The following is a 20,195-nucleotide window of genomic DNA, read 5'->3' on the forward strand; positions in this document are numbered from 1 at the left end:
GCTTCTCTTACCGTAAACCAGGCATAAGTCGAGTCCTGGTCGGATAAGTAGGAGACAAGCGTGCTGATTCTTCGGTGCGCCTTCTCCCCATTTATGGTGACAGAACCGCCTGTTGGCTGAAGAAGTCCCGCAATGAGCTTTAATAAGGTGGACTTTCCGCTACCGTTCTCTCCTACAATTCCGATGATTTTCCCCACAGGCAATGTTAAAGTAATGTCTCGAATGACGGGTTTCTTGTTATAAGTCTTCGAGACGTTAGATAATGCGATCACGTTACTCATCTCCCTTATCCCTCTTGTTCAAGTGATCCTGCAATCCGGCGAGGATCTCCGCCGAACGATAGCCCATCTCCCGCATAACCAGGACAAAGGAGGCAATCTGCTCTTCAATCATGCTCAAGCGAAGCTGAGTCAATAGTTCTTCCTGAACCGTGACGAACGTGCCTTGTCCTCTTCTCGTCTCCAGAACCCCTTCCCGTTCCAGTTCGCTGTAGGTGCGTTGGATGGTATTCGGGTTGACGTTATAGGTTACCGCCATCTCCCGGACGGATTGAAGCTTCTGGCCCGCTTGAAGTTCCTGGCTGACGATTTGCCTCTTGATTCGATCGGCAACCTGGAGATAGATCGCTTTGGAAGAATGAAACTCATCCATGATTAAACCTCGACTTTCCTGTCAACGATCCATGAACTCAGATAGAACAGACCGATGACAACAATCAAGTTATAGAAGTATTCGCCCAAGTAGAGGGGGAACGGATCCACCGAGAACGTCGGAAAATTGATCTCCATGCCACCCCATTGCGTAACGAGCTTGTAAAGACTCGAGGAAGTAATGATATCGTCGATCCAGCTCGACAAGATAACGGCGCCGATAAGGACTACCCAGACCAAACGCCCGATTCGATGTTTGAGTGCATGGTACAGGGACCACAGAAGGATGACCCAGACGCCGATCGCCACGGAGATAAGGATCGCGTGCAGGAAGATCAACCATCCCGCACTCCAAGTATCCGTCCAGTACTCTTCCATTAAACGAAACTTCGTCCGGAGCAAGATTCCAGCCATCGAGTACAGAAAGGCCAAGGAGACGAGCATCGTGACCAATCCGCTTGTTAGCTTGCTTAAAAGCAAGCTGAGAGCCGGCCTCGGATTATGGAGCCAGACGTGCATTTGAGCGGCTTCCGTTCGTAGGCTTGCGAACAACGCGATCGGAAGATAGAAGACATGGAACCCGGCAGCGGCTAACAACGGAATGAACAGATATTGGCCGACAAGTCCGGCAATGACGATGCTGATGACGTTAATGACAAGCCCCGCGAATAAGACGGTCGTCGATAATCGCAAATCCTTTTTTACTATCGCTGCCCATTTGGCCATTGTGCCATCCCCTTTAGATTAGATGTAGTGTACTATCAAAATAGTACACTAATACATTAAGTCGCGTCAATAGGCAAAATATGCTGGCGTTTTCTCGACATGACCGGCAGCTTCTGTGCTGTGTTTGTAGAATGCGCTTGTCGCGTGATCTTTAAAGCGGGCCTAGCAGCTCCCACTTTTTTGCTTCGGTTGCGTTCGAACATCAAGTCGTCAATAATGAACGCGGTATCCCCATCGTAAAAGCAGATAAAATTGCTGTAATGAATGACCTCTATGTCAAGGAAGCCTATAGAAATTCCGAACTTGAATCACGGCTTTATCTTGCGTGTATAAATTACTGCATAGAGCAGGGTTACGCCAATATGACTTGGATCACTTCCGTTAATAACAATCGTGCTCAATCTTTCTTCAAAGAAATGAACGCCGTTCAAGGAAAAGATTGGGTACACTTTTCGATTTACTAATAGCAGAACTACAAACCGACGCCTTCCGCCAACCAAAAAACCTCCGGTTAGCCGCAATAGCTAACCGGAGGTTTTGAATTTGTAAAAAAAGGATAGACCTTATTCGACATCATAACAAATGAAAAAGAAACAGTCTATACTTTTGGCGGTAATTTCTATACATTTGTGTTGCCGGCCGGCAAATCCCGATGAAGCGGAGTGTTGCCCGATGAAGAGCGAAGATCATCTCGCGCTTGTAGACTTGCAAGAGTATGTGGCAGAAGTATTGGGTTCCGAATATATCGTGGCGGAAGTCACAAGGTTGCATGGCGGCGCGCAAAAAGTCGTATACAAAATTGAATGTAAGAATGGGTTTTCGTGCGTTCTGTATGTATGGGACCTATCCCATAATTATTTTCAAGAAGAAATCTTGAACGGGTCTGCTTTTCAACGATCCTACGGCGGCAGCCTGTTCGCATTAAACAATCATTATTTTAAGAAACAAGGGATCCGGACGCCGGCACTTTATGATCTGAATAAGGATAGAGATCGATATCCGTTCGAATATGCTCTTGTCGAATATGTGCATGGGAAGAAGGTCGAGGCTTATTTTCAACACGATGACCCAAGGATCCGACATGAATTGTTCCAACAGGTGGGACAATTGCTATCTGGCATGCATGTGATCAAGAGGGATGTTTACGGAAAAGCGGATTACGACGGAAGCAACGATAGACCGTGCCATGAACTGCAAAGGGAACATGCGGAAGAGGCATTATCTTATGCTTCCGAGCACTTAGTCAATGTGAGAGATCATCACGATAGCTTGCTTGATAAGTTATACGAATTAGAAACCAATATCCATTCTAGAAGTCGTTATTGTTTCATACATGGAGAACTTGGTCCGGATCACATATTGGTGAGCGACGATTTACAACCCTACTTCATTGATATTGAAGGAGCGGGATTTTTCGATATCGAACATGAACATAGTTTCTTGGAATTCCGGTTCGGGGAGTATTACCGATATCTAAGGAACGATAATCTCGACCGTAATCGGATGATGTTTTACCGATTTTGTCATCATTTATCGTTGATATCGGGCGGATTAAAGCTGCTTCACAGACAATTTCCGGATCAACGGTTCGCAAAGGATCTCGCGGAGTATCATTCCCGATGCGCCATTCAAATAACTTCTAGCGGGATTGGTAATGGTATTATTAGGGGTAATTAGGTGTGGAAAGTGATCATTATTAATTTAAGATTTTTCGAGGGAGGAAACGGATATGCAGGCAAATGAGGAAATCAAAGTAGAAGAAAAACTGGAAGACATTACGGGTATAACTTGTATTTATGTACCAGTAAATGATGTTTACGAGTCTATTAAGTGGTACCAAAAGAATTTAGGGTACCAACCAGCAATCAACGATCGTGTCGAGCCTGGGATGGTGATGGCTGTTTTAAATGTCCCTGATCGGAATGGAAACCTGCCTTCACCTGGTTTTAGACAAGTTGTACCCGCTCTGTTCCTTCACAAATCGGACGCAGAAGGCGGTCGATTAGGCTTTTCATGGTCATTGGACAGCGGCAAACCCCATGCAATGGCGTGTTTCATTACTCCACGGATCCAAGAGCTATTTGAACGTTTCAAGGAGAACGGAGTGAATATTTTAGGAGAACGGGTGACAAGCGGACCGAACATAACGTTCGCTGATCCTGATGGTAACATATGGGAAGTGTGGCAACCATAATCGATTAAACAGATCTATTACGAGGAGAACGATAGCAATAACCAGAACGAAAAGGCGGCCAATTTATAGACGGTTGCCTTTTCCTCGCTAACAGGTAGTTTATTAACAAGAACAAGCCCTGGTAATTGCCAGAGCTTGTTCTTGTTAATACTCCACGCATGAGCCTACTCGAATTACGCTATTGATCGAGAGATAGAAGTTGCTGCGCCACGATGTAGCCCGATCCGCCGTTGATGCCGTGTCCCGGCCAAGTGGCAGCGCCAAGCATGTAAAGATTCGCGATCTCCGTCCGGTGTCCTGGCTGGGAAGGCAGTGGGCTGAACAAGTAGCTCTGCGCGAAGTCGTGTGATCCACCATAGGGATCGCCGGGGCCGGAATTCGGGTTGAAGCGGGCAAGGGTGTCAGGCGTGACGACGGACTTGCCGATGATAGCGTCCGGAATGTTCGGAATATGCTTGCCTACTATGGCGATCACACGCTCAGCGAATCGTTCGGTCAGCTCTTGTGTCCACGTGCCATCTCCGACGTCAATCTGATCGGCAGCATCGCCGCGGGGACGGCAAGGCACCTCAAGGACTTGGAGCCTCATGATCGCTTTGCCGACCGGCGCTCGGCTCGGATCGAGATTGGTAGAGCAATCGACCGTAAAGGTCGGTTTGGCCGGCAGAAGGTCGGCCATCCCTTGCGCGATGGCTTGGGTGAATCCGTCGAGCCCATCGGTCAGATGGGGCTGGCCGACTTTGGTAAACCGCGGATCGGGCCACTTCGGCGCTTCTCTCAGCGCCAGATGGATCTGAACGCAACCTCTTCCATAGCGGTATCGCTTTGCTTGGCCGCGAATGTCGGAGCTGACCTGCGCATCCGCCAGGAGCGACAGGTACAACTGGTCCGGGCCGGTGGAGGCGACGACAGCATGCTTCGCGTGGTATTCTTCGCCTTCCGCTGTGCGCACGGCGACGGCCTTGCCGTTTTTGACGACGATCCGCTCAGCTCGTGTACCGGTTACGATCATGCCGCCCTGGTCCTGCACTAACCGAGCCAATGCCTTTGCAAGCATCTCGCTGCCTCCTTCGGGAATAGGCATCCCGCCGCCCATAAGCGCCATCGCCGTGAGCGGCACCCAGATGCCGCTGCCGACTTCGTCCGGCGTGCGGCCCAGATGCGTGACCCATGATGCCAGCATTGCGCGCATGACCGGAGACCGGAAATCGCTCACCGCATTGCGAGCGGTGGAAAATAGGGAAGCGGCGAACGCCGAGTAGCTTTTGCCCCCGGTTCGTTGGTCATACAGCAACTTCCGGATAATCTCGGAAGCTTGCTGACCGGATAAGTCTAGGTTAAACAACTCGAAAACGTTCCCCGCATAAGGAGCAAATGCCTCGAACATACGTCCTAACACAGCACCGTCACCGGGGGCCAGACGCTCAGCTTCAGCGGCCAAGTCCTCGCTCGAGCGTGAGAAGACGGCCGTCTCGCCGTTCTCCATCGAAACGCCGGTTGGCAGTTCCGTGTTCACGTAACGCAGTCCTCGCGCCTCGAGCGCTTCCCTGAAGTCCGCATAAGCGGGGCCCGTCAGGAACAGCGGGTGGGCTGCTGCGTAGACGTCATGCTTGAAGCCAGGCAACGTCAGTTCTTCCGTAAGCAAAAATCCGCCTGGGCGGTCATTCTTCTCCAGCATTAGGACGCTTCTCCCCGCTCGCGTCAAATAAGCGGCCGCGATCAGCGCGTTGTGGCCGCAGCCAATCATGATTACGTCGTACTTGTTCAACATCGATTCCCCCTCCGCGTCTATAAGCCAGATCTAGTTTAACGCAAGCGAGCGGCGAGGGATGGCGCTTGTTGTCGGCTCATTCAAAATTTCGCAAGGTGGAGGCTGCCAACATTAAATGGCGGACTTCGCTGCGCTGACGGGCAGTTTAGCATGGTGCTGGGCTTCAATAATTAGAGTATACTTGTCTTTAATTGGAAGTGTGTCTCATGCCCGAACATTCTCATATCCGAACATATCTCAAATGTGACCAATACAACTTTAAGACGTTATTAGGCATTTTATATTTTTTGGGAGGGATAGCATGAGTGAGTTTACATGTGGAGTATTATTCTTAAGAAAAGACATTAGATTGATTTCGAGTTATGTTCAGCGGATAACGACTTTTAACTGTATCGTTAATCACTTAAACCCTAAATGGTCAGTAGTATTTATTCCTCAAACAGTATCGATAGAAAATTTTTGTGAGAATTTGTCCAATAAGTTACCTTTATTGTCTTTTTGGAACAATGAGGATCACGGATGGGGTTATCAGTTATTCTTAAGAGGATCACTAAATGTAGAATTCAATTTAGAGTACGATTCTAATGAATATCATATAGGTAAAGAAGTAGATCATTCAGCAGTAATAGCCGTCTTTAAACCCACAAAAAAGAAATCCATCTCACCTCAAGATGCGATGGTTGATGGTAATAATGTTGAATATTTCAAAATGATCATGGGTCTAGAAAAAATGTCGTGGTTAAATTACGACAAATGCGATGAAGATGTACTGGATTCTAATATAGAGATAGAATCTTGCGAAAATACAACATTTAAAATAGTGGACAAAGAAATTACAGATCTGAGCCCATTCCGTAAGAATGGAAAATATGGTTACATAAATGACGAAGGGGATATAGTGGTAAAACCCATTTTTGACCAAGTTGATTATTTCTCTAATGGGCTTGGTTTGGTTAACTATAAAGGTAAGATTGGTTTCATCAATTACGCTGGTGAATATGTCTTAGAGCCTGTATATGACTGGGCATCGTCTTTTAGCGATAACCGATGTGTTGTAGATTTGGGTACGAGATCTCTGGTAATAACTAAAGCGGGAGAAATTATCTCAGAGATCGATAGAATAAGTTATGAATTTTTTTGGCAATTCAGCGAAGGAATAGTCAAAGTCGAAACTCGAGATCGGCTTATTGGTTTTATGAATGAACATGGTTCGTGGGTCATAAAGCCGAAATATAAAGAGGCAGGACACTTTAACGATGGCTTTGCATGGGTTACGCTACCATCAGGCAGAACGGTCTATATAGACGATAATGAAAGGATTTTACAAGTACCGCAGGGATACAGTGTCGGGTGCGCATTTTCTGAAGGGGTGGCTATTGTTAGTCAAAGATTTTCATGTGGTGTGATAGATACCAAGGGGACATTGCTGCTGGACCACTTGCCATTTACAACTGATTTCTTTAAGGAAGGATTACTAGCCATTAAATGTGAACATCAATATCAATACATAAATATTCATGGTGAAGTAGTAATCGAACCAGCTTTCGACGAAGCATTTAGTTTTTCTAACGGTGTCGCAATGGTGGATATTAAGGGGAGAACTTCTTTTATAGATAAAAGCGGCCGGCTGCTTTATAAGCCTCAAAAATATTACAATACAATTATGCAATCTATAAGGGAGAATACGATATTCAAAACGGGGCATAAGGATCGTTTTATGTACGTGAGTAAGTTAACTGGTGAACCTGTATTTTACCTGGAAGAGCATGATATATAGGGAAGGCTGAAATCATTTAACTATACTCCCTTCCGTGAAGATTAAGCTGACGGATACGATATATAAATGAAAAAACAGTTGGGCGTACTTCTTACCCTGAAGCTAAAGGAGTAATCTTCTTGGCAGAGAACAATCAAAGTGTTGTTGATCCGTATATTGGTCGAAAATATCGCTGCGGGAACGTCGACGTGACTCAAATCATAAATACGTTTGTAATGTTCATGTGGCAGAGAAGCTAAGGATGTAGTGCGGTTTGCTCCGAACGGGCAGTTTAGCGTGGCAATTTTAATTTGATATTCTTTAACAAGTAAACAAGGTTGGATAATAGAGGATGGTACTAATATGATTAACGAGTTGCGACAATGGGCTTTGGAAAATAAGATTGAAAAGAAAAGTATTGATGGTTTTTGGTTTTGTTTCAATAATTATAAAATCGATAATCACGAGGAATTTAGAGAAGTTTTCGGAGAGAATTTTGATGAGACTCAACTCAAAATTCAACTTAAGAATGTAGCTCTTTTTATTGATGAATGGGATGCGGCAAAGGAATATGATGCTGTCTCATATGGATTTGATTACGCAATCTCCTACATTCCAATTGAATACAAGAATAACAAGTTGGGTGTTTATCGGATGTTATTTAGGTTAAATGGAGAATCTTTTGATGATTTCTTTGGGCTTGATTGAACTCATTATTTTCCCTGACGGAAAACGATAGTTCAAGTCTAAAGGGCTCCCTCGTGGTCACTTCTTTACGCTAACGGAGGTTAGTTTAAAGACTGGCAGGAATTCTGTCTACGGAGAACCCCCTTTTTTTCAAAAGGCGAACGTAACATCCTTAAGACACAGAACGTCTATGAAGTATCTAAGAAAAAGGGGAATGTGGAATGAAATTTCGAATGATTATATTTATCCTTGCTATTGTTACTGTTCTGACAGGTTGCACTAATGAGGTTGAAAGTAAAGTCACGCCAGATACAGGCACTGTAACGCTAGACGGTGTAACTCAAGCACTGGAAGACCAAGGGCTAAAACTTCAACAAATTCACCCGAAGGGCGGCACATCACCTTTTGAAAAGTTAAATGATGTAACGGCAGTAACGTTTGCCGTAGATTCGTCGCTTGTTTCAAATGTAAATGTGTACATTTACGTTTTTAATTCCGAAGAAGCCCGAATTGAAGGGCATAAAGACTTGGATGAATTATTAGCGGTTGCTAAGATATTAATTGAACCACGTGTTTACGAGAACAGAAATGTAATGGTTGTCCATTTTGGTGAAAAAGCTGATTACGAAGCGATAATTGAATCGACAATAAAATCGCTATAAGTGATAAGATACAACGGCGCTACCCTAAAACGGGTATGCCCAATTCCATATTGAAATAGCAAAAGGACAGCCAATGTTCATCTCGTTCCATCGTCCAACTCGTTAAACTAACGGAGAACGATAGCACAACGATGATCAGGCCGCCGACAGTTAATGATCGGCAGCCTGTTCAATATACAAGGGTTTTGTCCGCGATTTGAGGATGTATTACTCCTCCTCGTCTCCGTCATCGTGGTCGTGATCGTTGTTGTGGTTATGATCGTCATGTTCGTCATTATAATCGCCATCATGGTGGTCACCATCATCGCGATCATCGCTCTTAATTTGATTTTTATGTTTCTTACGAACTTTTTGATCTTTTTGATCTTTGTCTTTATCATCTTGTTCATATTTTAATTCTGAAGACGGATCATTCCATTTTAATTCGACTTTGATTTTTGCTTGAACGGGGTCGATGTCCAATTTCTTGAGTAAGGCATCCACAAATTCTTGTTTGCTCATTGTTTCGTTTAATCCGATGGATCCCAGAAGTTGTTGGATATATTGATCGGCTGCGCTACCCTCCAAATGGCTATCTTGATCACCGGACTTTTCTATTTCCACTTCGGATTCGATTTTAGCATTTTCCCGTTTATGCTCTATTTTAACCTTCAGACCCTTTTGATTTATTTTAATCTTTAATTTCCTTATTTGATCGAATTTGAACGATTCTACGTTGATATTAATCGTGTTCGTGGTTGATGTTGCGGTAAAATCGCTTTGGTTTTGGGAAGGTGAAGGAATTAGCGTGATTGTAACTTCATTCGATTTAACGATTTGTTGTTTAGCGGGTTCGCTTACAACAGTCGGATCCTTCACTGTTGACGGGGTTTCTAATTTGTCCGCAAAAGCAACAAATCCATATGTAAGCGTGATAGAACATAGTGCCCCAATTAACATGTAAGCGATTTTCTTCTTCATACATAGTCCTCCTGAATTGAATAATATGATCGTTCATGGCTGTCTCTATATAATATATTCGTAGGGATCTTCAATTTTGGGTCCGTATATCGAGGAGAATCACGGGCTCGCTTCACTAGGGCATATATATCCAGTGAAGGAGGGCCGGTTTATTACTGCACTTCAAAGCCAATGATAGGATCGAAGCGGCTTATAAACCGGGCATCAGACAAGGAAGCCAGCAGCTTATTGCGGCCATAGATAAGTAGTGGGTTCTCAAGCTGTACCATTCGTCCCATTGACCGAGACATCCGCACGATCCGGTTTGTCCGAGCCATTCGCTCCTTTTCATATGCTGAAAGCGCAGCCGGAATATCTGGATGTTGCAGGCACCTTGCCAGGACGACGGCATCTTCAATCGCCTGCGCGCCTCCCTGTCCCAGATTGGGCAGCATCGGATGTGCCGCATCGCCGAGGAGCGTCATTCTGCCGGAACTCCACCTTGGTATTGGTGGCCGGTCAACGATGTCATGTGCCAGAATGGTCGATGCCTCCGTTGCTTCAATAGCAGACACGACCGGGCTGTACCAACCGTGAAATTGACGTAGCAGTTCCGATTTTCTCTCCTCTACCGGCGGTAGGATCCCTTGAGGCGCATTAATTGCGGCAAACCAGAATACTCGGCCGTTACCGAGGCTCGAGAGTCCGAAGCGTTTGCCCGGTCCCAGCGCTTCGAAACCCCCGCCATCATTTGCGTTGTGTGCCTCTTCATTTGAACATACACCTCTTAAAGCAATATAACCCGAGTAACGGACTGGGCTTTGACCGAAAAGTCGTTCTCGTACGGCAGAGTGAATCCCATCAGCACCGATAACGACATCCGCATCCTCCTGCGTACCGTCTTCGAAAATAGCGATTACTCCCTGGTCACTCTGTTTCCCATCGATCCATTGTTTATTGGTCTGAATAGGTCCTGCCGCCGTTATTCCTTGCACAAGAATCGATTGAAGATCAGCCCTGTGAATGACATAGCTTTGCGTTCCGTATCGTACCGCTTGTATAGCAGCCGGAAGACTCGTAATGATTTTGCCGTCCCAGGTTCGAATGTCAGCATGAATGACAGGTGCACCGACGTTCCTGACTTTTGCGCCGAGGCCAAGCAGATCGAGTGCTTTCATCGCATTGGCAGCCAACACGATTCCCGCACCGGCTTCCCTCAATGATTTTGCCTTTTCGTAAACCGACACACGCCATCCCTGAAGATGAAGCGACAATGCCGTACATAATCCACCTATTCCCGCTCCAATTACTATCGCCTTCCGTTTCTTTACTGTGCCCATGTATATGTCCTCCAGCTTCGTTAAATAGCGCTATAATACTTAGTCTCATCATAAACAACGAGAGGTGCCGATGACCACCCCTGCGGATAGTCAAGAAGGTGCAACAGGTTACAAAATATGAACCCGAAAAAGCCATCAGGTTCTAGTGATACCAGAGTATCCGCCGTGACGTTTCTCGAAGGGGGAAAGTACTCTATCCTGAGCGGTGCGAAGGAGATGATGGCATGCTTCGAAAAGACAGCGGCAGCATATCGGTCAAGAGTAAATGGACGAAGACGAAATGGTTACTGTCGGATCATGTATTGAGACGATTCGTTCCCGAAACGAAGCTGTTTACCCGTTCGTCGCTCAACGAGATGACCGACCGGTACAAGATGGTGTATTTCAAACCGACAAACGGGACCGGCGGCAGCGGTATAGCGCGCATTTTGCGAACATCACCCCGGAAGTTCCGAGTCAAGAAAGACGCGAGAACGTTTGAGGTATCCTCCGCAAGTGCCCTTTTCGACCAATTACAGAAAATCGCTGGCGGCAGGAGCTACCTGCTCCAGAAGGGCATTTACTTACAAGCTTGCCGCGGCTTACCATTTGACTTGCGGATGACGATGCAAAAGACGGGAGGGGGCAATTGGGTGCCTTCCGTCATGTTCGTCAAGCTTGGAAAGCCAAACAAAGTCGTCACGAACTATCATCAAGGCGGCAAGCTTGCGCTTGTTGAGCAGACGTTGCAACGATCGGGCTACACCTCGACTCAGATTGATCATTATAAAAGGCAGCTGAAGATGCTAGGTATTCAGACGGCGCGCCGCTTCGACCGTCACAGCGTTCGATTCAAGGAGCTCGGTCTTGACGTGGCTCTCGATCGCAATGGGCGGCTGTGGATTCTGGAGGTGAACACCCGGCCGAATTTCAACGCACTGAAGTCGCTTGCCGACAAAAGCCTGTATCGGACCATAGTCCGGTATGGAAAAATGTATGGAAGAACGAAATAAGCAAGCGATTGAGTTCGCCGTGGGCGCCGCAGCCACACGATTCCGACCGGGGGACGAGGTGTTCGGGGACCTTTCCGGTTGCGGCTGGGCGGATTTGCGGAGTATGTAAGCGCCAGCGAGAAGGCGTTGACACCAAAGTCTGCGGGGATGAGCTTCGAGCAGGCGGCGGAGTCGGTACGTTAGGCGACGCGGCTCAGGCGCTTCGTTATCTTGGAGAAGGCCGTGCAAAGGGAAAATCGTCGTATGCATGAAAAGCTAGCTGACTTTGAAATACGTTTTTCTCATAGTTTCGTAATAATGTAATCCGCAGTACGTATGGCAAGGGCTACCGTCGATAAAGTCGGATTGGAGGCGCCCATGAGCGGGAGAATGCTGTTATCGGCCACGAATAAACCGGTCACGCCAAACACCTCGCCATGGGGGTTCGTCGCTCCATCGCTGCTGTTATCACTCATCCGGCAAGTTCCCGATACATGATTATCTTGACCGGCAGGCATCAGACAAAGATCAGACTGACCGTTCTTAGAAATCAAAGGCGCTTTAATGACTTCGGAAACTTTTTTTATCCCCTGCGCAACTTGATCGATTATTTCTTTGTCCTTTTCGCTATAAGAGAAATCGATTTGAATTTTCGGTACCCCGTATTCATCCCGGACATTCGGATTCAAATACACTTGATTCTCAAACCGCGATTCCACGATTCCAAAACCCTCAAATCGAACCCCTAATTCCTTCCGCAAAGGCGGTTCTTCATAGCTGTACCAAAAATCGTCTCCAGGTCCATAGAGTTGAATTTGAAACGGTTGCTCGTTCGTTTGAGGGATTAATATGCCTAGCGTCCCCAACAGCTCGGAAAAATCCGCTCTGTCCAATACGCCATGCGCCATGAGAAAAGAATGATTGGTCAGATAATGACCGATTGCTCTGCCTTGAATCCCCGAATGAAGAAGAATTTGCGGCGTTACGAGAGCCCCTGCCGAAAAGACCACGTTCCTGGACTTGAGGAAAAACGATTTCTTATTAGGGTTTTTCACTTCTACGCCGACAGCTTTCCCGTTTTCGTGGAGCACCTTCACGGCTCGGGCATTCACGGCCAAATCAAAAGACCTGCGGTTTAATGAATACGCAAATAAATTCATGGCGCTGAAAAATACATTGGAATGGATTCGCCCGTATTTTGTCTGCGCTAAATCAACCGCTAGCGGAAAACCCGCCGCTTCGGTATAACCGCCTCCCCGAAGTCGGTTCACAAGGACTTCCGTGATGGAAGAACCTTTGGTGTAATCCCGACTTACATTCATCACCTCTTCGGCAATATTGTAGTAATAACTCATCTCTTTCAATGAGGGCGGCCACTTGCTCAGCACGGATGGGTGAATTCGAGGAGAGACGCCAGACCAAAACAACGTTCTTCCCCCAAGCGCATAAAGCAGCGTTGCCGCCGGAAAGTCCGGGATTTCCTTGCCAATCGGTATCGAAATTTTAGGGTTTGTAAAAAATTGCGCGAATCGCTTCACATTTAACGTAGGGAGGTTCTGTGCATGCATGGGCAACAAAAGATCGCCCGCATCAATGATGCCGATCCGTTTGCCGCTTGCTATCAACCGTTCGCACAGCCTCCAAAGAACGGCACTGCCTCCGGCCCCGGTGCCAACGATTAATACGTCATAATCGGTTTTCTCCATCTCCTCTATGGGGGTAAGCGGAATCCATTGATCCAGGTAGCTTGTCGGAGGGGCAGGTGCACAAGTGGGGGGAATATAGAGTCGGCTCATGCCAGCCGCGTTTAACGGGGGGAGCCTCACTGGCATGCCGCCAATGTTCCGGTCAGGCTCCTTCATGTTCGGGTTCAGCGTCATAAGCTCCGTGACAGGAATCTGATGTTGATTCGCGATTTTCCGCAGGGTATAGCCGTCGTTTGCGATGAATATTCTCATGGGTTCACTCCTTCTTCATCGGGCAGCCCAGACCATTCCCCGTTGCATCATCGTCAGAACTTCGGGTTTGGTGACAACGTCCAAGGAGTGACCTAAAGAACAATAAAAAACTCGTCCTCTTCCGTATTTTTTTATCCATACGACCGGCATGACGACTTCTCTCCAAACTTCCGGGGGATGAACTTTGAATAAAGTCGTTGCAAGCACTTCGTTGGCCGGATCGACAAGCATGTAGTATTGCTCGGAAGTAACGGTAAAATCGCGAATTCCCGCCGTTATTGGGTGATTCGGATTGCAAATGTGGACCGGATAGGTGACTCCGGCGCCTCCGGGATGAGCGACAAATTGTCCGCCGACCATGAGCTGGTATTCTATTTCGCAGCGAAACGCGTCTCCCATACCGCCGTGCATCCCGGCTACCCCGGTTCCGTTGCTGACGGCGTCAAGGAGGGAACGCAATTGTTCTGGAGTCATTGTTCCCAGAGTCCAATCAGGCACGATCAAATCCATCCGCATGACTTTCTCCCGGTCGAGCAAAACGTCCAGTGTATCCGCAATTTCCACCTCAAAGTTTGCTTGCCGCAATAATCGTGCCAGAATCGCCGCGATTTCTTTTGGTCTATGCGGTGGATATCCGCCTTGTATAATTAGCGCCTTTTTGTGCCTGCGATAGCTAGTTCGGGTTGGATGCGAGTTTATATTAATAATTAAAGAATGATTTTTCATTAGGATTCTTCCTCCGCTGCGCAAAAATAAATGATCGACCAAAAGGTACCATCAATATATGCTCAGTTTCGGTATAGGTGAAAGCCCAACAGTGGATCCAAAACGCGAAATGGCGGCGCAAGGGTAACCTCCCTAACGTCGCCATTTCTTCATGGACTACCTATCAAGAAGAGATCCCCGAACGCCTCCTCGTCCTTGTACCCGATTCCGCCATTATACTCTATCCACCCTCGCCTTATTCCGTCGTCATTGTCATTGACCAGGAGTGAAAACTTTAGCTTCATGCCGTTAGACACGGCGGTAATGCCAAGCTCCTCCCATGGAACAGCAACTTCATATACGGTTTTGTTCCCAGAGCGTGTAATCGCGTAATTCAGAGAAATAACCTCGCCAATGGCATATCCGTCCGGGGCGATCCATCGCCAATTCGTTATAGAGCCGTCCTGATGGAGGGCAACCCCGATTTCATTGGTACCCATCGCTTTGCCGTCTGAATCGATCATTCCGAACGCAAATTGCATGCTGTCTCCTTGCCAGATGTCATCTTCCGTTTTCTCTTGCACGTGCTTGTCGTCCGTCATTTCCAAGCCTATATAAACATGATTCTCGTCCCAAGAAATATATCCGGTTCCCCCTAAATCGTTCACTCCGTTCCAGTCTTGAATTTTCGCCTGTTTCTCTTGGTTCAATGCAAAACCAGTTTGACCCTTCCATTCATCTAACGCCCCATCGATTCGGATCTCGTTTTTCTGCGGCAAGGAGAGAAGCACATTTGTTGAATCGGCAGTCTCTAGGATAATGTCCCCTTTTTGGTTTGCAAAACTTACAGTAGGACTACCTTCCATATTAAAAGGCAATTCTATCGTTTTCGTCTGCCCGGATGTTAACGAATCGATGGAAAACCGGTCCTCTTGGAGGCCGTTTGCCGATTGGTGTTTAATATGAAGTTGCCCGGTTTGATCGGATAGGGATAAGTTTTGAACCTCCGCGCGGGTATGTATTTGCTTCAGATTGACGTCATAGACCCTATTGAATATGACATGCAGCGGATCTACGACCTTCACATAGACCGAGATGGAAGCCATCCTCGACGATTCCTGTTCCGATTGCGGCGCCATCACGATAGGGTAAATGCCCGGAACGGCATTCTCCGGCACCTTAACGCTGAGCTCGATATCCGATTTGGGTTCAAATGCAGAGTCGCTCTCAAGCTTCCATTCCTCCGGAAGCTGCATCTTGATCCGACCCCTTGCATCCGCTTGGATTTGCTGCCGTTTAAGCGGCACTATCACAGAGTCCCCTGCGGATGCACGCAAACCGGTCGTATCGGTCCAATAGGATTGTTCGGACTTATCCATCGTATTTCGCATGAAGTAAGAAGTGGAGGCGACCACCGAATCCCAGTATTTCGGATTCTTGTAGTTATGGCCTACCCCTTCCATCGTTAAGAAGTCGTGATACGCATCTTGTTCCTTTAAGATGCCGTAAAACGTCTCGCTCGAATGATAGGGAATGATATTATCTTTCGTACCGTGAATCAGAATCATTGGCGGAAAATGAGGATTTTGAACATTCTGAACCATGCCGCCATAAATATCAATAATGGCAAAGATGCCAAATGGGTTCTGAATACCTCCGGTTAAAAACACATTGGCAAAGTTAATCGACAAGATTCCGCCGGCCGAATCGCCCCCAATAGCTATACGATCATGATCCAAACGATACTCGCTTTGGTGCTCTTCGATCCAACCCAGCACACCTTTTACGTCATCCATCGCGTCGTTTAACGTACCGTCAAAATCTTGGAAAGGGTCATCGCGCAGACGATAGTTCGCCGACAGAACCACATACCCTCGGCTGGCCCATTCGTTCGATATTTCCGCGGCGTCTCTCTTGTCGCCCCCGCTGAAGCCTCCGCCATGAAAGAAAACAACGACCGGACGCATCGGGAAGGTATCGTTCTCCGGCTCATACAGGTCAAGCGCAAGCTTCTCTTGCTCCATACGATAATTTTGTTTTGTCTGGTAGATGAGATCTTCATGCGCTTTCACCTTAAATTGCGGCTCTAGAAACCGGAGGTCGTCTGCCTTAACCTGAGCTGGAGGGGCTGAAGAAGCTGAGGTTGGCTGTACATCTACTTCCTCATTCTTATTCCCTTTACCATTTCCCTCCAGGTAGAATAGCACCGTACCGACGATAACAATCAAACAAATTATTGAATACAATGCCCCTTTTTTGCGCATATCACTACCATCCTCTCAAATGGCTGTAACGATTCAACTCATCATACTCATCGCTAATCTAGCTCAGTTTAATAATTCCATAATATGGAATGAATGTCAACGATCATTAGCGCGGGTTGAAGTCGACAAATGAAGCATTGACAATTTACCTACTAAAAGATAGAATTCAAATATGAACAAAAAATCCCAAACGGCGCAAGCGATATTGGATACCGCCGAATCCATCGTACAAGAGAGCGGCTTTAACGGATTCAGCTACGCGCACATCGCAGATAAGGTCGGCATACGAACGGCCAGCATTCATTACCATTTTCCGAACAAGGAGGATTTGGCGGTCGCGTTAATCGAACGGTATACCGACAAATTCGTCGCGGCTTCCGCTCGGATCGATGCCGAATCGCCGAATGCTCCGGAAAGGCTGCGGAAATTTATTGCGATGTATCGCGATCCGGTATTGGAGTACCGCACTTGTCTGGGGGTCATGTTCTCGAGCGATGCCAGCACGTTATCGGAGAAGGCGCAAGAGCAATTGACCGGATTCATCTCCGCAACGTTATCGTGGCTGGAACAAGTTCTGAGTCTCGGACGTTCGGAAGGAACGCTGCGCTTCGAAGGAGACGCGGAGACGCAAGCCCATATCTTTCTGGCGTCGCTTCAAGGAGCGCAGTTGCTGGCGAGAAGTTTTCGGGACATTCGAAGGTTCGACCAAATCACGGAAGAATTAATATCTGCTTTTGCGTAAGCGAAGCGGATATTTTTTCAAATATTAATTCTATCTTTTAGTAGGTAGAGAAATGAGGGTAAAGATGAGCATTCGAGATAAGGTAGCGGTTATTACGGGAGGAAGCAGCGGCATGGGGAAAGCAACCGCGGTCGAGCTGGTGAAAAGGGGGGCGAAGGTCGTCATTAACGGCCGCCGCGAGCAAGCTTTGGCCGAGGCAGCCAAAGAAATCGACCCCAGCGGCGATAACGTGAGTTACGTCGCGGGCGACGTTGCGGATCCAAACACGGCTGATCGCTTGATCGGAGAGGCGTTGAAGCGCTTCGGACGGATGGATACGCTGGTGAACAACGCGGGTATTTTCATTGCAAAACCATTCACGGAATATACCGAAGCGGACTTCGCTGCGATATTGTCGACCAACCTCGCGGGTTACTTCCATGTAACCCGGAGGGCGGTGGCCGAGATGCTCAAACAAGGCGCCGGCCATATCGTCAACATCACGACGAGCCTCGTCGACCAGCCGATAGCGGGCGTACCTTCCGTGCTCGCTTCGTTAACGAAAGGCGGGCTGAACGCGGCGACCAAATCGCTTGCGATCGAATACGCGACTAGAGGCATAAGGGTCAACGCTGTATCGCCGGGAATAATCAAAACGCCGATGCATGCCGCCGAAACTCATGGGTTTTTGGCTAAGTTGCATCCGATGGAACGCATGGGCGATACGAATGACATTGTCGAAGCGATCCTCTACCTGGAGTCGGCGGGCTTCGTGACCGGCGAGATTCTCCACGTGGACGGCGGACAAAATGCCGGCTTCAGAGCGGGCTAATAGGAGGGAAACGAATATGCCTATCGTTACGATTCAAGTGACCCGCGAGGGCACGACTCCGGATCGCCAGTCGGTGACTTCGGAGGAAAAAGCCAGTTTGATTAAGGGCGTCAGCGAACTACTTCGCGACGTGCTGAACAAACCGCTAGACGCGACATTCGTCATCATTGAAGAGGTAGAGCTCGACAATTGGGGCTGGGGCGGAATGCAGGTTCCGGAATATCGGCGCAGACGAGCTGCCAAGACGACTTGAGGCATGAGGTAGCACATCTCGCCGTCGGCATCAATTTGCGAAAGTGAAACTGTATGCGGGGAGCTGAAGCGATTGGATTTCATACACGGACAATCCGATCTCAACGGGTGAGGAATTAGAGTCGATTGCTGTATAGCAGTACTTTCTCCTTGAATACATCGCCATGTGGCCTTTACACCCCGGCGATGTATTTTTCTATATCTGAAGTCAACACGAAATCAACGCGCGGCTCCTGAATATACTTTCATGACGGGTCGATTCGAACACTTGCTCGTATCCTCAAAATGCTTTGTACGGACAGACAAAGGGCCGGTAATCTCCACTAATGGAGATACCGGCCTTTCAATACTTTCGCGCCTTTACAAAGTCAACTGCGAGAGGTTGAGTCAACATGGAGTCAACACCAGTGTTTATTTTGAAAATCTATCCCCTTAACGTGTAATGCGACGGAGAGTATAGAAAGGAAGAACATTTTGACTCAATACTATGGCGGTTGAGATAAAGACGTGATATACTTCGATCTTATTTTAATCAATCGAGAAGAGGTGGCACTGTGAACGGGATCATCAATTATGAAGTGTTTTTGGTGACAGGAATTCTTCTGAATCTAATTCCTGGTGCAGATACGATGTATATAATAGCTAGAAGTATCTCGCAAGGCAGAAGAGCGGGCGTTCTTTCCGTATTTGGAATTCTTACAGGCTCATTGATCCATACGCTTCTAGCAGCTTTTGGTTTATTGGTTATACTTACGAAATCGGTTGTTCTATTTAATGTGGTAAAAATGATCGGGCTTGTTTATTTGGTTTATTTGGGCATTAAAATGATAAGCTCTAAGACTTCAATGGGCCACACTACAATTTTGGCTAATGAGTTGAATTTAAAGAGGATTTATCTTCAGGGTATTTTAACGAGTATCACGAATCCAAAAGTTGCATTGTTTTTCATTTCCTTTCTTCCACAGTTCGTTGATCCGATTCATGGGGGATCCTTTGCTTTTATTATTCTTGGCTTAACGTTTACTTTTACTGGTGGCGTATGGTGCATTTTGGTCGCCTTATTTTCTTCATATGCTACAAACAAGTTAAGGAATAATTCGAAAATTGCTACAGTCCTGAATAAGATAACGGGAATTGTTTTCATAGGGATGGGGCTTAATTTACTCCGGGCGAAGGCAACCAGATAAAATGTTCTGAAACCAATCAGACAGCTGGAGCGATTGGATTTCGTACAGTGAGAACCCGATAGCCGTTGGCGATGAAGAAGAACGGAAAGGCACCGGCAGGCGGATTTAGGTTGCCCGACCCGGTCTTAATGCGTATTCCGGAAACTTTGGTCAGTCATTCCGGTAATGTTTAGCCACTCATTCCGGAAATAGTTGGTCACTTGTTCCGGAAAGTGTTATCCACTTTAACCCTCTCAATTCAGCTTCTCTATTACATATCAGATTTTCCAGTTTTGGGCAAGGATGCGAGTCTTTTTCTCATCGAATCTCCCTGGATATCAAGTCGATAAGCGCGATGAATGAGACGATCTAAAATCGCATCGGCCAAGGTTGGATCGGCGAAATGTTGGTACCATAAATTTATCGGTAGTTGGCTGGCCAAACATGTTGCATGCAACGATACTCGGTCATCAAGGATGTCGAGCAGTTCTCGGCTTTCAACGGTTCCAAGTGGGGCAAGGCCCCAATCATCAAGGATTAAGAGATCTACTTTAGTCAGTTGATTGGCTAGTTTTCTGTAGGTGCCGTCACCCTTAGCGAG

Annotated in this window: 21 protein-coding genes; 11 read left to right on the forward strand and 10 right to left on the reverse strand. The window is 47.1% G+C overall.

What is annotated here, in order from left to right:
• The 3 genes from ACFPPD_RS21445 to ACFPPD_RS21455 form a co-directional block, all read right to left on the reverse strand.
• The coding region (locus ACFPPD_RS21445) for an ATP-binding cassette domain-containing protein (protein ID WP_378083266.1) at nucleotides 1-281 on the reverse strand (281 nt) is incomplete at its 3' end.
• Nucleotides 274-651, reverse strand: coding sequence for a GntR family transcriptional regulator (locus ACFPPD_RS21450; RefSeq protein WP_378083269.1), 378 nt, complete (start codon nucleotides 649-651; stop codon nucleotides 274-276). The genes ACFPPD_RS21450 and ACFPPD_RS21445, both read right to left, overlap by 8 nt.
• Before the next feature lie 2 nt (nucleotides 652-653).
• On the reverse strand, nucleotides 654-1,376 hold the full coding sequence (locus ACFPPD_RS21455; RefSeq protein ID WP_209748243.1) for a hypothetical protein: 723 nt from the start codon (nucleotides 1,374-1,376) through the stop codon (nucleotides 654-656).
• A 251-nt stretch (nucleotides 1,377-1,627) separates the two neighbouring features.
• Here ACFPPD_RS21455 and ACFPPD_RS21460 point away from each other — a divergent pair, with 251 nt between their 5' ends.
• The 3 genes from ACFPPD_RS21460 to ACFPPD_RS21470 all read left to right on the forward strand — a co-directional run bounded on the left by ACFPPD_RS21460 (nucleotide 1,628) and on the right by ACFPPD_RS21470 (nucleotide 3,570).
• Nucleotides 1,628-1,840 carry a GNAT family N-acetyltransferase gene (locus ACFPPD_RS21460; RefSeq protein WP_378083287.1) on the forward strand — a complete coding sequence of 71 codons (213 nt, stop codon included), beginning with the start codon at nucleotides 1,628-1,630 and terminating at the stop codon, nucleotides 1,838-1,840.
• 208 nt (nucleotides 1,841-2,048) lie between these two features.
• The gene (locus ACFPPD_RS21465; RefSeq protein ID WP_378083272.1) at nucleotides 2,049-3,053 is read left to right on the forward strand and encodes a phosphotransferase; all 1,005 of its coding nucleotides are present in this window, start codon (nucleotides 2,049-2,051) and stop codon (nucleotides 3,051-3,053) included.
• Nucleotides 3,054-3,105: 52 nt separating this feature from the next.
• Nucleotides 3,106-3,570: a VOC family protein gene (locus ACFPPD_RS21470; RefSeq protein WP_209748245.1), complete on the forward strand. Its 465-nt coding sequence runs from the start codon at nucleotides 3,106-3,108 to the stop codon at nucleotides 3,568-3,570.
• 178 nt (nucleotides 3,571-3,748) lie between these two features.
• Here ACFPPD_RS21470 and ACFPPD_RS21475 read toward each other — a convergent pair whose 3' ends face one another.
• Nucleotides 3,749-5,341 (reverse strand): phytoene desaturase family protein, encoded by a 1,593-nt coding sequence (locus ACFPPD_RS21475; RefSeq protein WP_209748247.1) that lies wholly within the window; start codon nucleotides 5,339-5,341, stop codon nucleotides 3,749-3,751.
• 301 nt (nucleotides 5,342-5,642) lie between these two features.
• Here ACFPPD_RS21475 and ACFPPD_RS21480 point away from each other — a divergent pair, with 301 nt between their 5' ends.
• The 3 genes from ACFPPD_RS21480 (at nucleotide 5,643) to ACFPPD_RS21490 (ending at nucleotide 8,446) form a co-directional block, all read left to right on the forward strand.
• A complete protein-coding gene (locus tag ACFPPD_RS21480) occupies nucleotides 5,643-7,118 on the forward strand; it encodes a WG repeat-containing protein (protein ID WP_209748249.1) in 1,476 nt (491 codons plus the stop codon).
• Nucleotides 7,119-7,460: 342 nt separating this feature from the next.
• Nucleotides 7,461-7,805 carry a hypothetical protein gene (locus ACFPPD_RS21485; RefSeq protein WP_209748251.1) on the forward strand — a complete coding sequence of 115 codons (345 nt, stop codon included), beginning with the start codon at nucleotides 7,461-7,463 and terminating at the stop codon, nucleotides 7,803-7,805.
• A 200-nt stretch (nucleotides 7,806-8,005) separates the two neighbouring features.
• Nucleotides 8,006-8,446, forward strand: coding sequence for a hypothetical protein (locus tag ACFPPD_RS21490; RefSeq protein WP_209748253.1), 441 nt, complete (start codon nucleotides 8,006-8,008; stop codon nucleotides 8,444-8,446).
• Nucleotides 8,447-8,653: 207 nt separating this feature from the next.
• On the opposite strand, the gene ACFPPD_RS21495 is transcribed toward ACFPPD_RS21490, so the two are convergent.
• Both ACFPPD_RS21495 and ACFPPD_RS21500 read right to left on the reverse strand, forming a co-directional pair.
• On the reverse strand, nucleotides 8,654-9,406 hold the full coding sequence (locus ACFPPD_RS21495) for a YusW family protein (RefSeq protein WP_209748255.1): 753 nt from the start codon (nucleotides 9,404-9,406) through the stop codon (nucleotides 8,654-8,656).
• Between the two features lie 152 nt (nucleotides 9,407-9,558).
• A complete protein-coding gene (locus ACFPPD_RS21500; RefSeq protein WP_209748257.1) occupies nucleotides 9,559-10,725 on the reverse strand; it encodes an FAD-dependent monooxygenase in 1,167 nt (388 codons plus the stop codon).
• A gap of 224 nt (nucleotides 10,726-10,949) precedes the next feature.
• On the opposite strand from ACFPPD_RS21500, the gene ACFPPD_RS21505 reads away from it, so the two are divergent.
• A complete protein-coding gene (locus ACFPPD_RS21505; protein ID WP_209748259.1) occupies nucleotides 10,950-11,717 on the forward strand; it encodes a YheC/YheD family protein in 768 nt (255 codons plus the stop codon).
• A gap of 281 nt (nucleotides 11,718-11,998) precedes the next feature.
• On the opposite strand, the gene ACFPPD_RS21510 is transcribed toward ACFPPD_RS21505, so the two are convergent.
• From ACFPPD_RS21510 to ACFPPD_RS21520, 3 genes are all read right to left on the reverse strand, one after another.
• The gene (locus tag ACFPPD_RS21510) at nucleotides 11,999-13,654 is read right to left on the reverse strand and encodes a GMC oxidoreductase (protein WP_378083278.1); all 1,656 of its coding nucleotides are present in this window, start codon (nucleotides 13,652-13,654) and stop codon (nucleotides 11,999-12,001) included.
• Nucleotides 13,655-13,669: 15 nt separating this feature from the next.
• Nucleotides 13,670-14,380: a ThuA domain-containing protein gene (locus ACFPPD_RS21515; protein WP_209748261.1), complete on the reverse strand. Its 711-nt coding sequence runs from the start codon at nucleotides 14,378-14,380 to the stop codon at nucleotides 13,670-13,672.
• 149 nt (nucleotides 14,381-14,529) lie between these two features.
• On the reverse strand, nucleotides 14,530-16,623 hold the full coding sequence (locus ACFPPD_RS21520; RefSeq protein ID WP_209748263.1) for a prolyl oligopeptidase family serine peptidase: 2,094 nt from the start codon (nucleotides 16,621-16,623) through the stop codon (nucleotides 14,530-14,532).
• 172 nt (nucleotides 16,624-16,795) lie between these two features.
• On the opposite strand from ACFPPD_RS21520, the gene ACFPPD_RS21525 reads away from it, so the two are divergent.
• The 4 genes from ACFPPD_RS21525 to ACFPPD_RS21540 all read left to right on the forward strand — a co-directional run bounded on the left by ACFPPD_RS21525 (nucleotide 16,796) and on the right by ACFPPD_RS21540 (nucleotide 19,615).
• Nucleotides 16,796-17,365: a TetR/AcrR family transcriptional regulator gene (locus tag ACFPPD_RS21525; protein WP_209748265.1), complete on the forward strand. Its 570-nt coding sequence runs from the start codon at nucleotides 16,796-16,798 to the stop codon at nucleotides 17,363-17,365.
• 64 nt (nucleotides 17,366-17,429) lie between these two features.
• Nucleotides 17,430-18,176: an SDR family NAD(P)-dependent oxidoreductase gene (locus ACFPPD_RS21530; protein ID WP_209748267.1), complete on the forward strand. Its 747-nt coding sequence runs from the start codon at nucleotides 17,430-17,432 to the stop codon at nucleotides 18,174-18,176.
• A gap of 16 nt (nucleotides 18,177-18,192) precedes the next feature.
• On the forward strand, nucleotides 18,193-18,429 hold the full coding sequence (locus ACFPPD_RS21535) for a tautomerase family protein (RefSeq protein ID WP_209748269.1): 237 nt from the start codon (nucleotides 18,193-18,195) through the stop codon (nucleotides 18,427-18,429).
• A gap of 553 nt (nucleotides 18,430-18,982) precedes the next feature.
• A complete protein-coding gene (locus tag ACFPPD_RS21540) occupies nucleotides 18,983-19,615 on the forward strand; it encodes a LysE family translocator (protein ID WP_378083283.1) in 633 nt (210 codons plus the stop codon).
• A 250-nt stretch (nucleotides 19,616-19,865) separates the two neighbouring features.
• On the opposite strand, the gene ACFPPD_RS21545 is transcribed toward ACFPPD_RS21540, so the two are convergent.
• The coding region (locus tag ACFPPD_RS21545; RefSeq protein WP_378083285.1) for an ATP-binding protein at nucleotides 19,866-20,195 on the reverse strand (330 nt) is incomplete at its 5' end.

This window comes from Cohnella suwonensis, assembly GCF_042655365.1.
Lineage (GTDB): Bacteria > Bacillota > Bacilli > Paenibacillales > Paenibacillaceae > Cohnella > Cohnella suwonensis.

Bases quoted from the DNA above. Each gene is read 5' to 3' on its own strand.
- ACFPPD_RS21450 (WP_378083269.1), bottom strand. From the start codon at position 651: ATGGATGAGTTTCATTCTTCCAAAGCGATCTATCTCCAGGTTGCCGAT.
- ACFPPD_RS21455 (WP_209748243.1), bottom strand. From the start codon at position 1,376: ATGGCCAAATGGGCAGCGATAGTAAAAAAGGATTTGCGATTATCGACG.
- ACFPPD_RS21465 (WP_378083272.1), top strand. From the start codon at position 2,049: ATGAAGAGCGAAGATCATCTCGCGCTTGTAGACTTGCAAGAGTATGTG.
- ACFPPD_RS21470 (WP_209748245.1), top strand. From the start codon at position 3,106: ATGCAGGCAAATGAGGAAATCAAAGTAGAAGAAAAACTGGAAGACATT.
- ACFPPD_RS21475 (WP_209748247.1), bottom strand. From the start codon at position 5,341: ATGTTGAACAAGTACGACGTAATCATGATTGGCTGCGGCCACAACGCG.
- ACFPPD_RS21480 (WP_209748249.1), top strand. From the start codon at position 5,643: ATGAGTGAGTTTACATGTGGAGTATTATTCTTAAGAAAAGACATTAGA.
- ACFPPD_RS21485 (WP_209748251.1), top strand. From the start codon at position 7,461: ATGATTAACGAGTTGCGACAATGGGCTTTGGAAAATAAGATTGAAAAG.
- ACFPPD_RS21490 (WP_209748253.1), top strand. From the start codon at position 8,006: ATGAAATTTCGAATGATTATATTTATCCTTGCTATTGTTACTGTTCTG.
- ACFPPD_RS21495 (WP_209748255.1), bottom strand. From the start codon at position 9,406: ATGAAGAAGAAAATCGCTTACATGTTAATTGGGGCACTATGTTCTATC.
- ACFPPD_RS21500 (WP_209748257.1), bottom strand. From the start codon at position 10,725: ATGGGCACAGTAAAGAAACGGAAGGCGATAGTAATTGGAGCGGGAATA.
- ACFPPD_RS21505 (WP_209748259.1), top strand. From the start codon at position 10,950: ATGCTTCGAAAAGACAGCGGCAGCATATCGGTCAAGAGTAAATGGACG.
- ACFPPD_RS21510 (WP_378083278.1), bottom strand. From the start codon at position 13,654: ATGAGAATATTCATCGCAAACGACGGCTATACCCTGCGGAAAATCGCG.
- ACFPPD_RS21515 (WP_209748261.1), bottom strand. From the start codon at position 14,380: ATGAAAAATCATTCTTTAATTATTAATATAAACTCGCATCCAACCCGA.
- ACFPPD_RS21520 (WP_209748263.1), bottom strand. From the start codon at position 16,623: ATGCGCAAAAAAGGGGCATTGTATTCAATAATTTGTTTGATTGTTATC.
- ACFPPD_RS21525 (WP_209748265.1), top strand. From the start codon at position 16,796: ATGAACAAAAAATCCCAAACGGCGCAAGCGATATTGGATACCGCCGAA.
- ACFPPD_RS21530 (WP_209748267.1), top strand. From the start codon at position 17,430: ATGAGCATTCGAGATAAGGTAGCGGTTATTACGGGAGGAAGCAGCGGC.
- ACFPPD_RS21535 (WP_209748269.1), top strand. From the start codon at position 18,193: ATGCCTATCGTTACGATTCAAGTGACCCGCGAGGGCACGACTCCGGAT.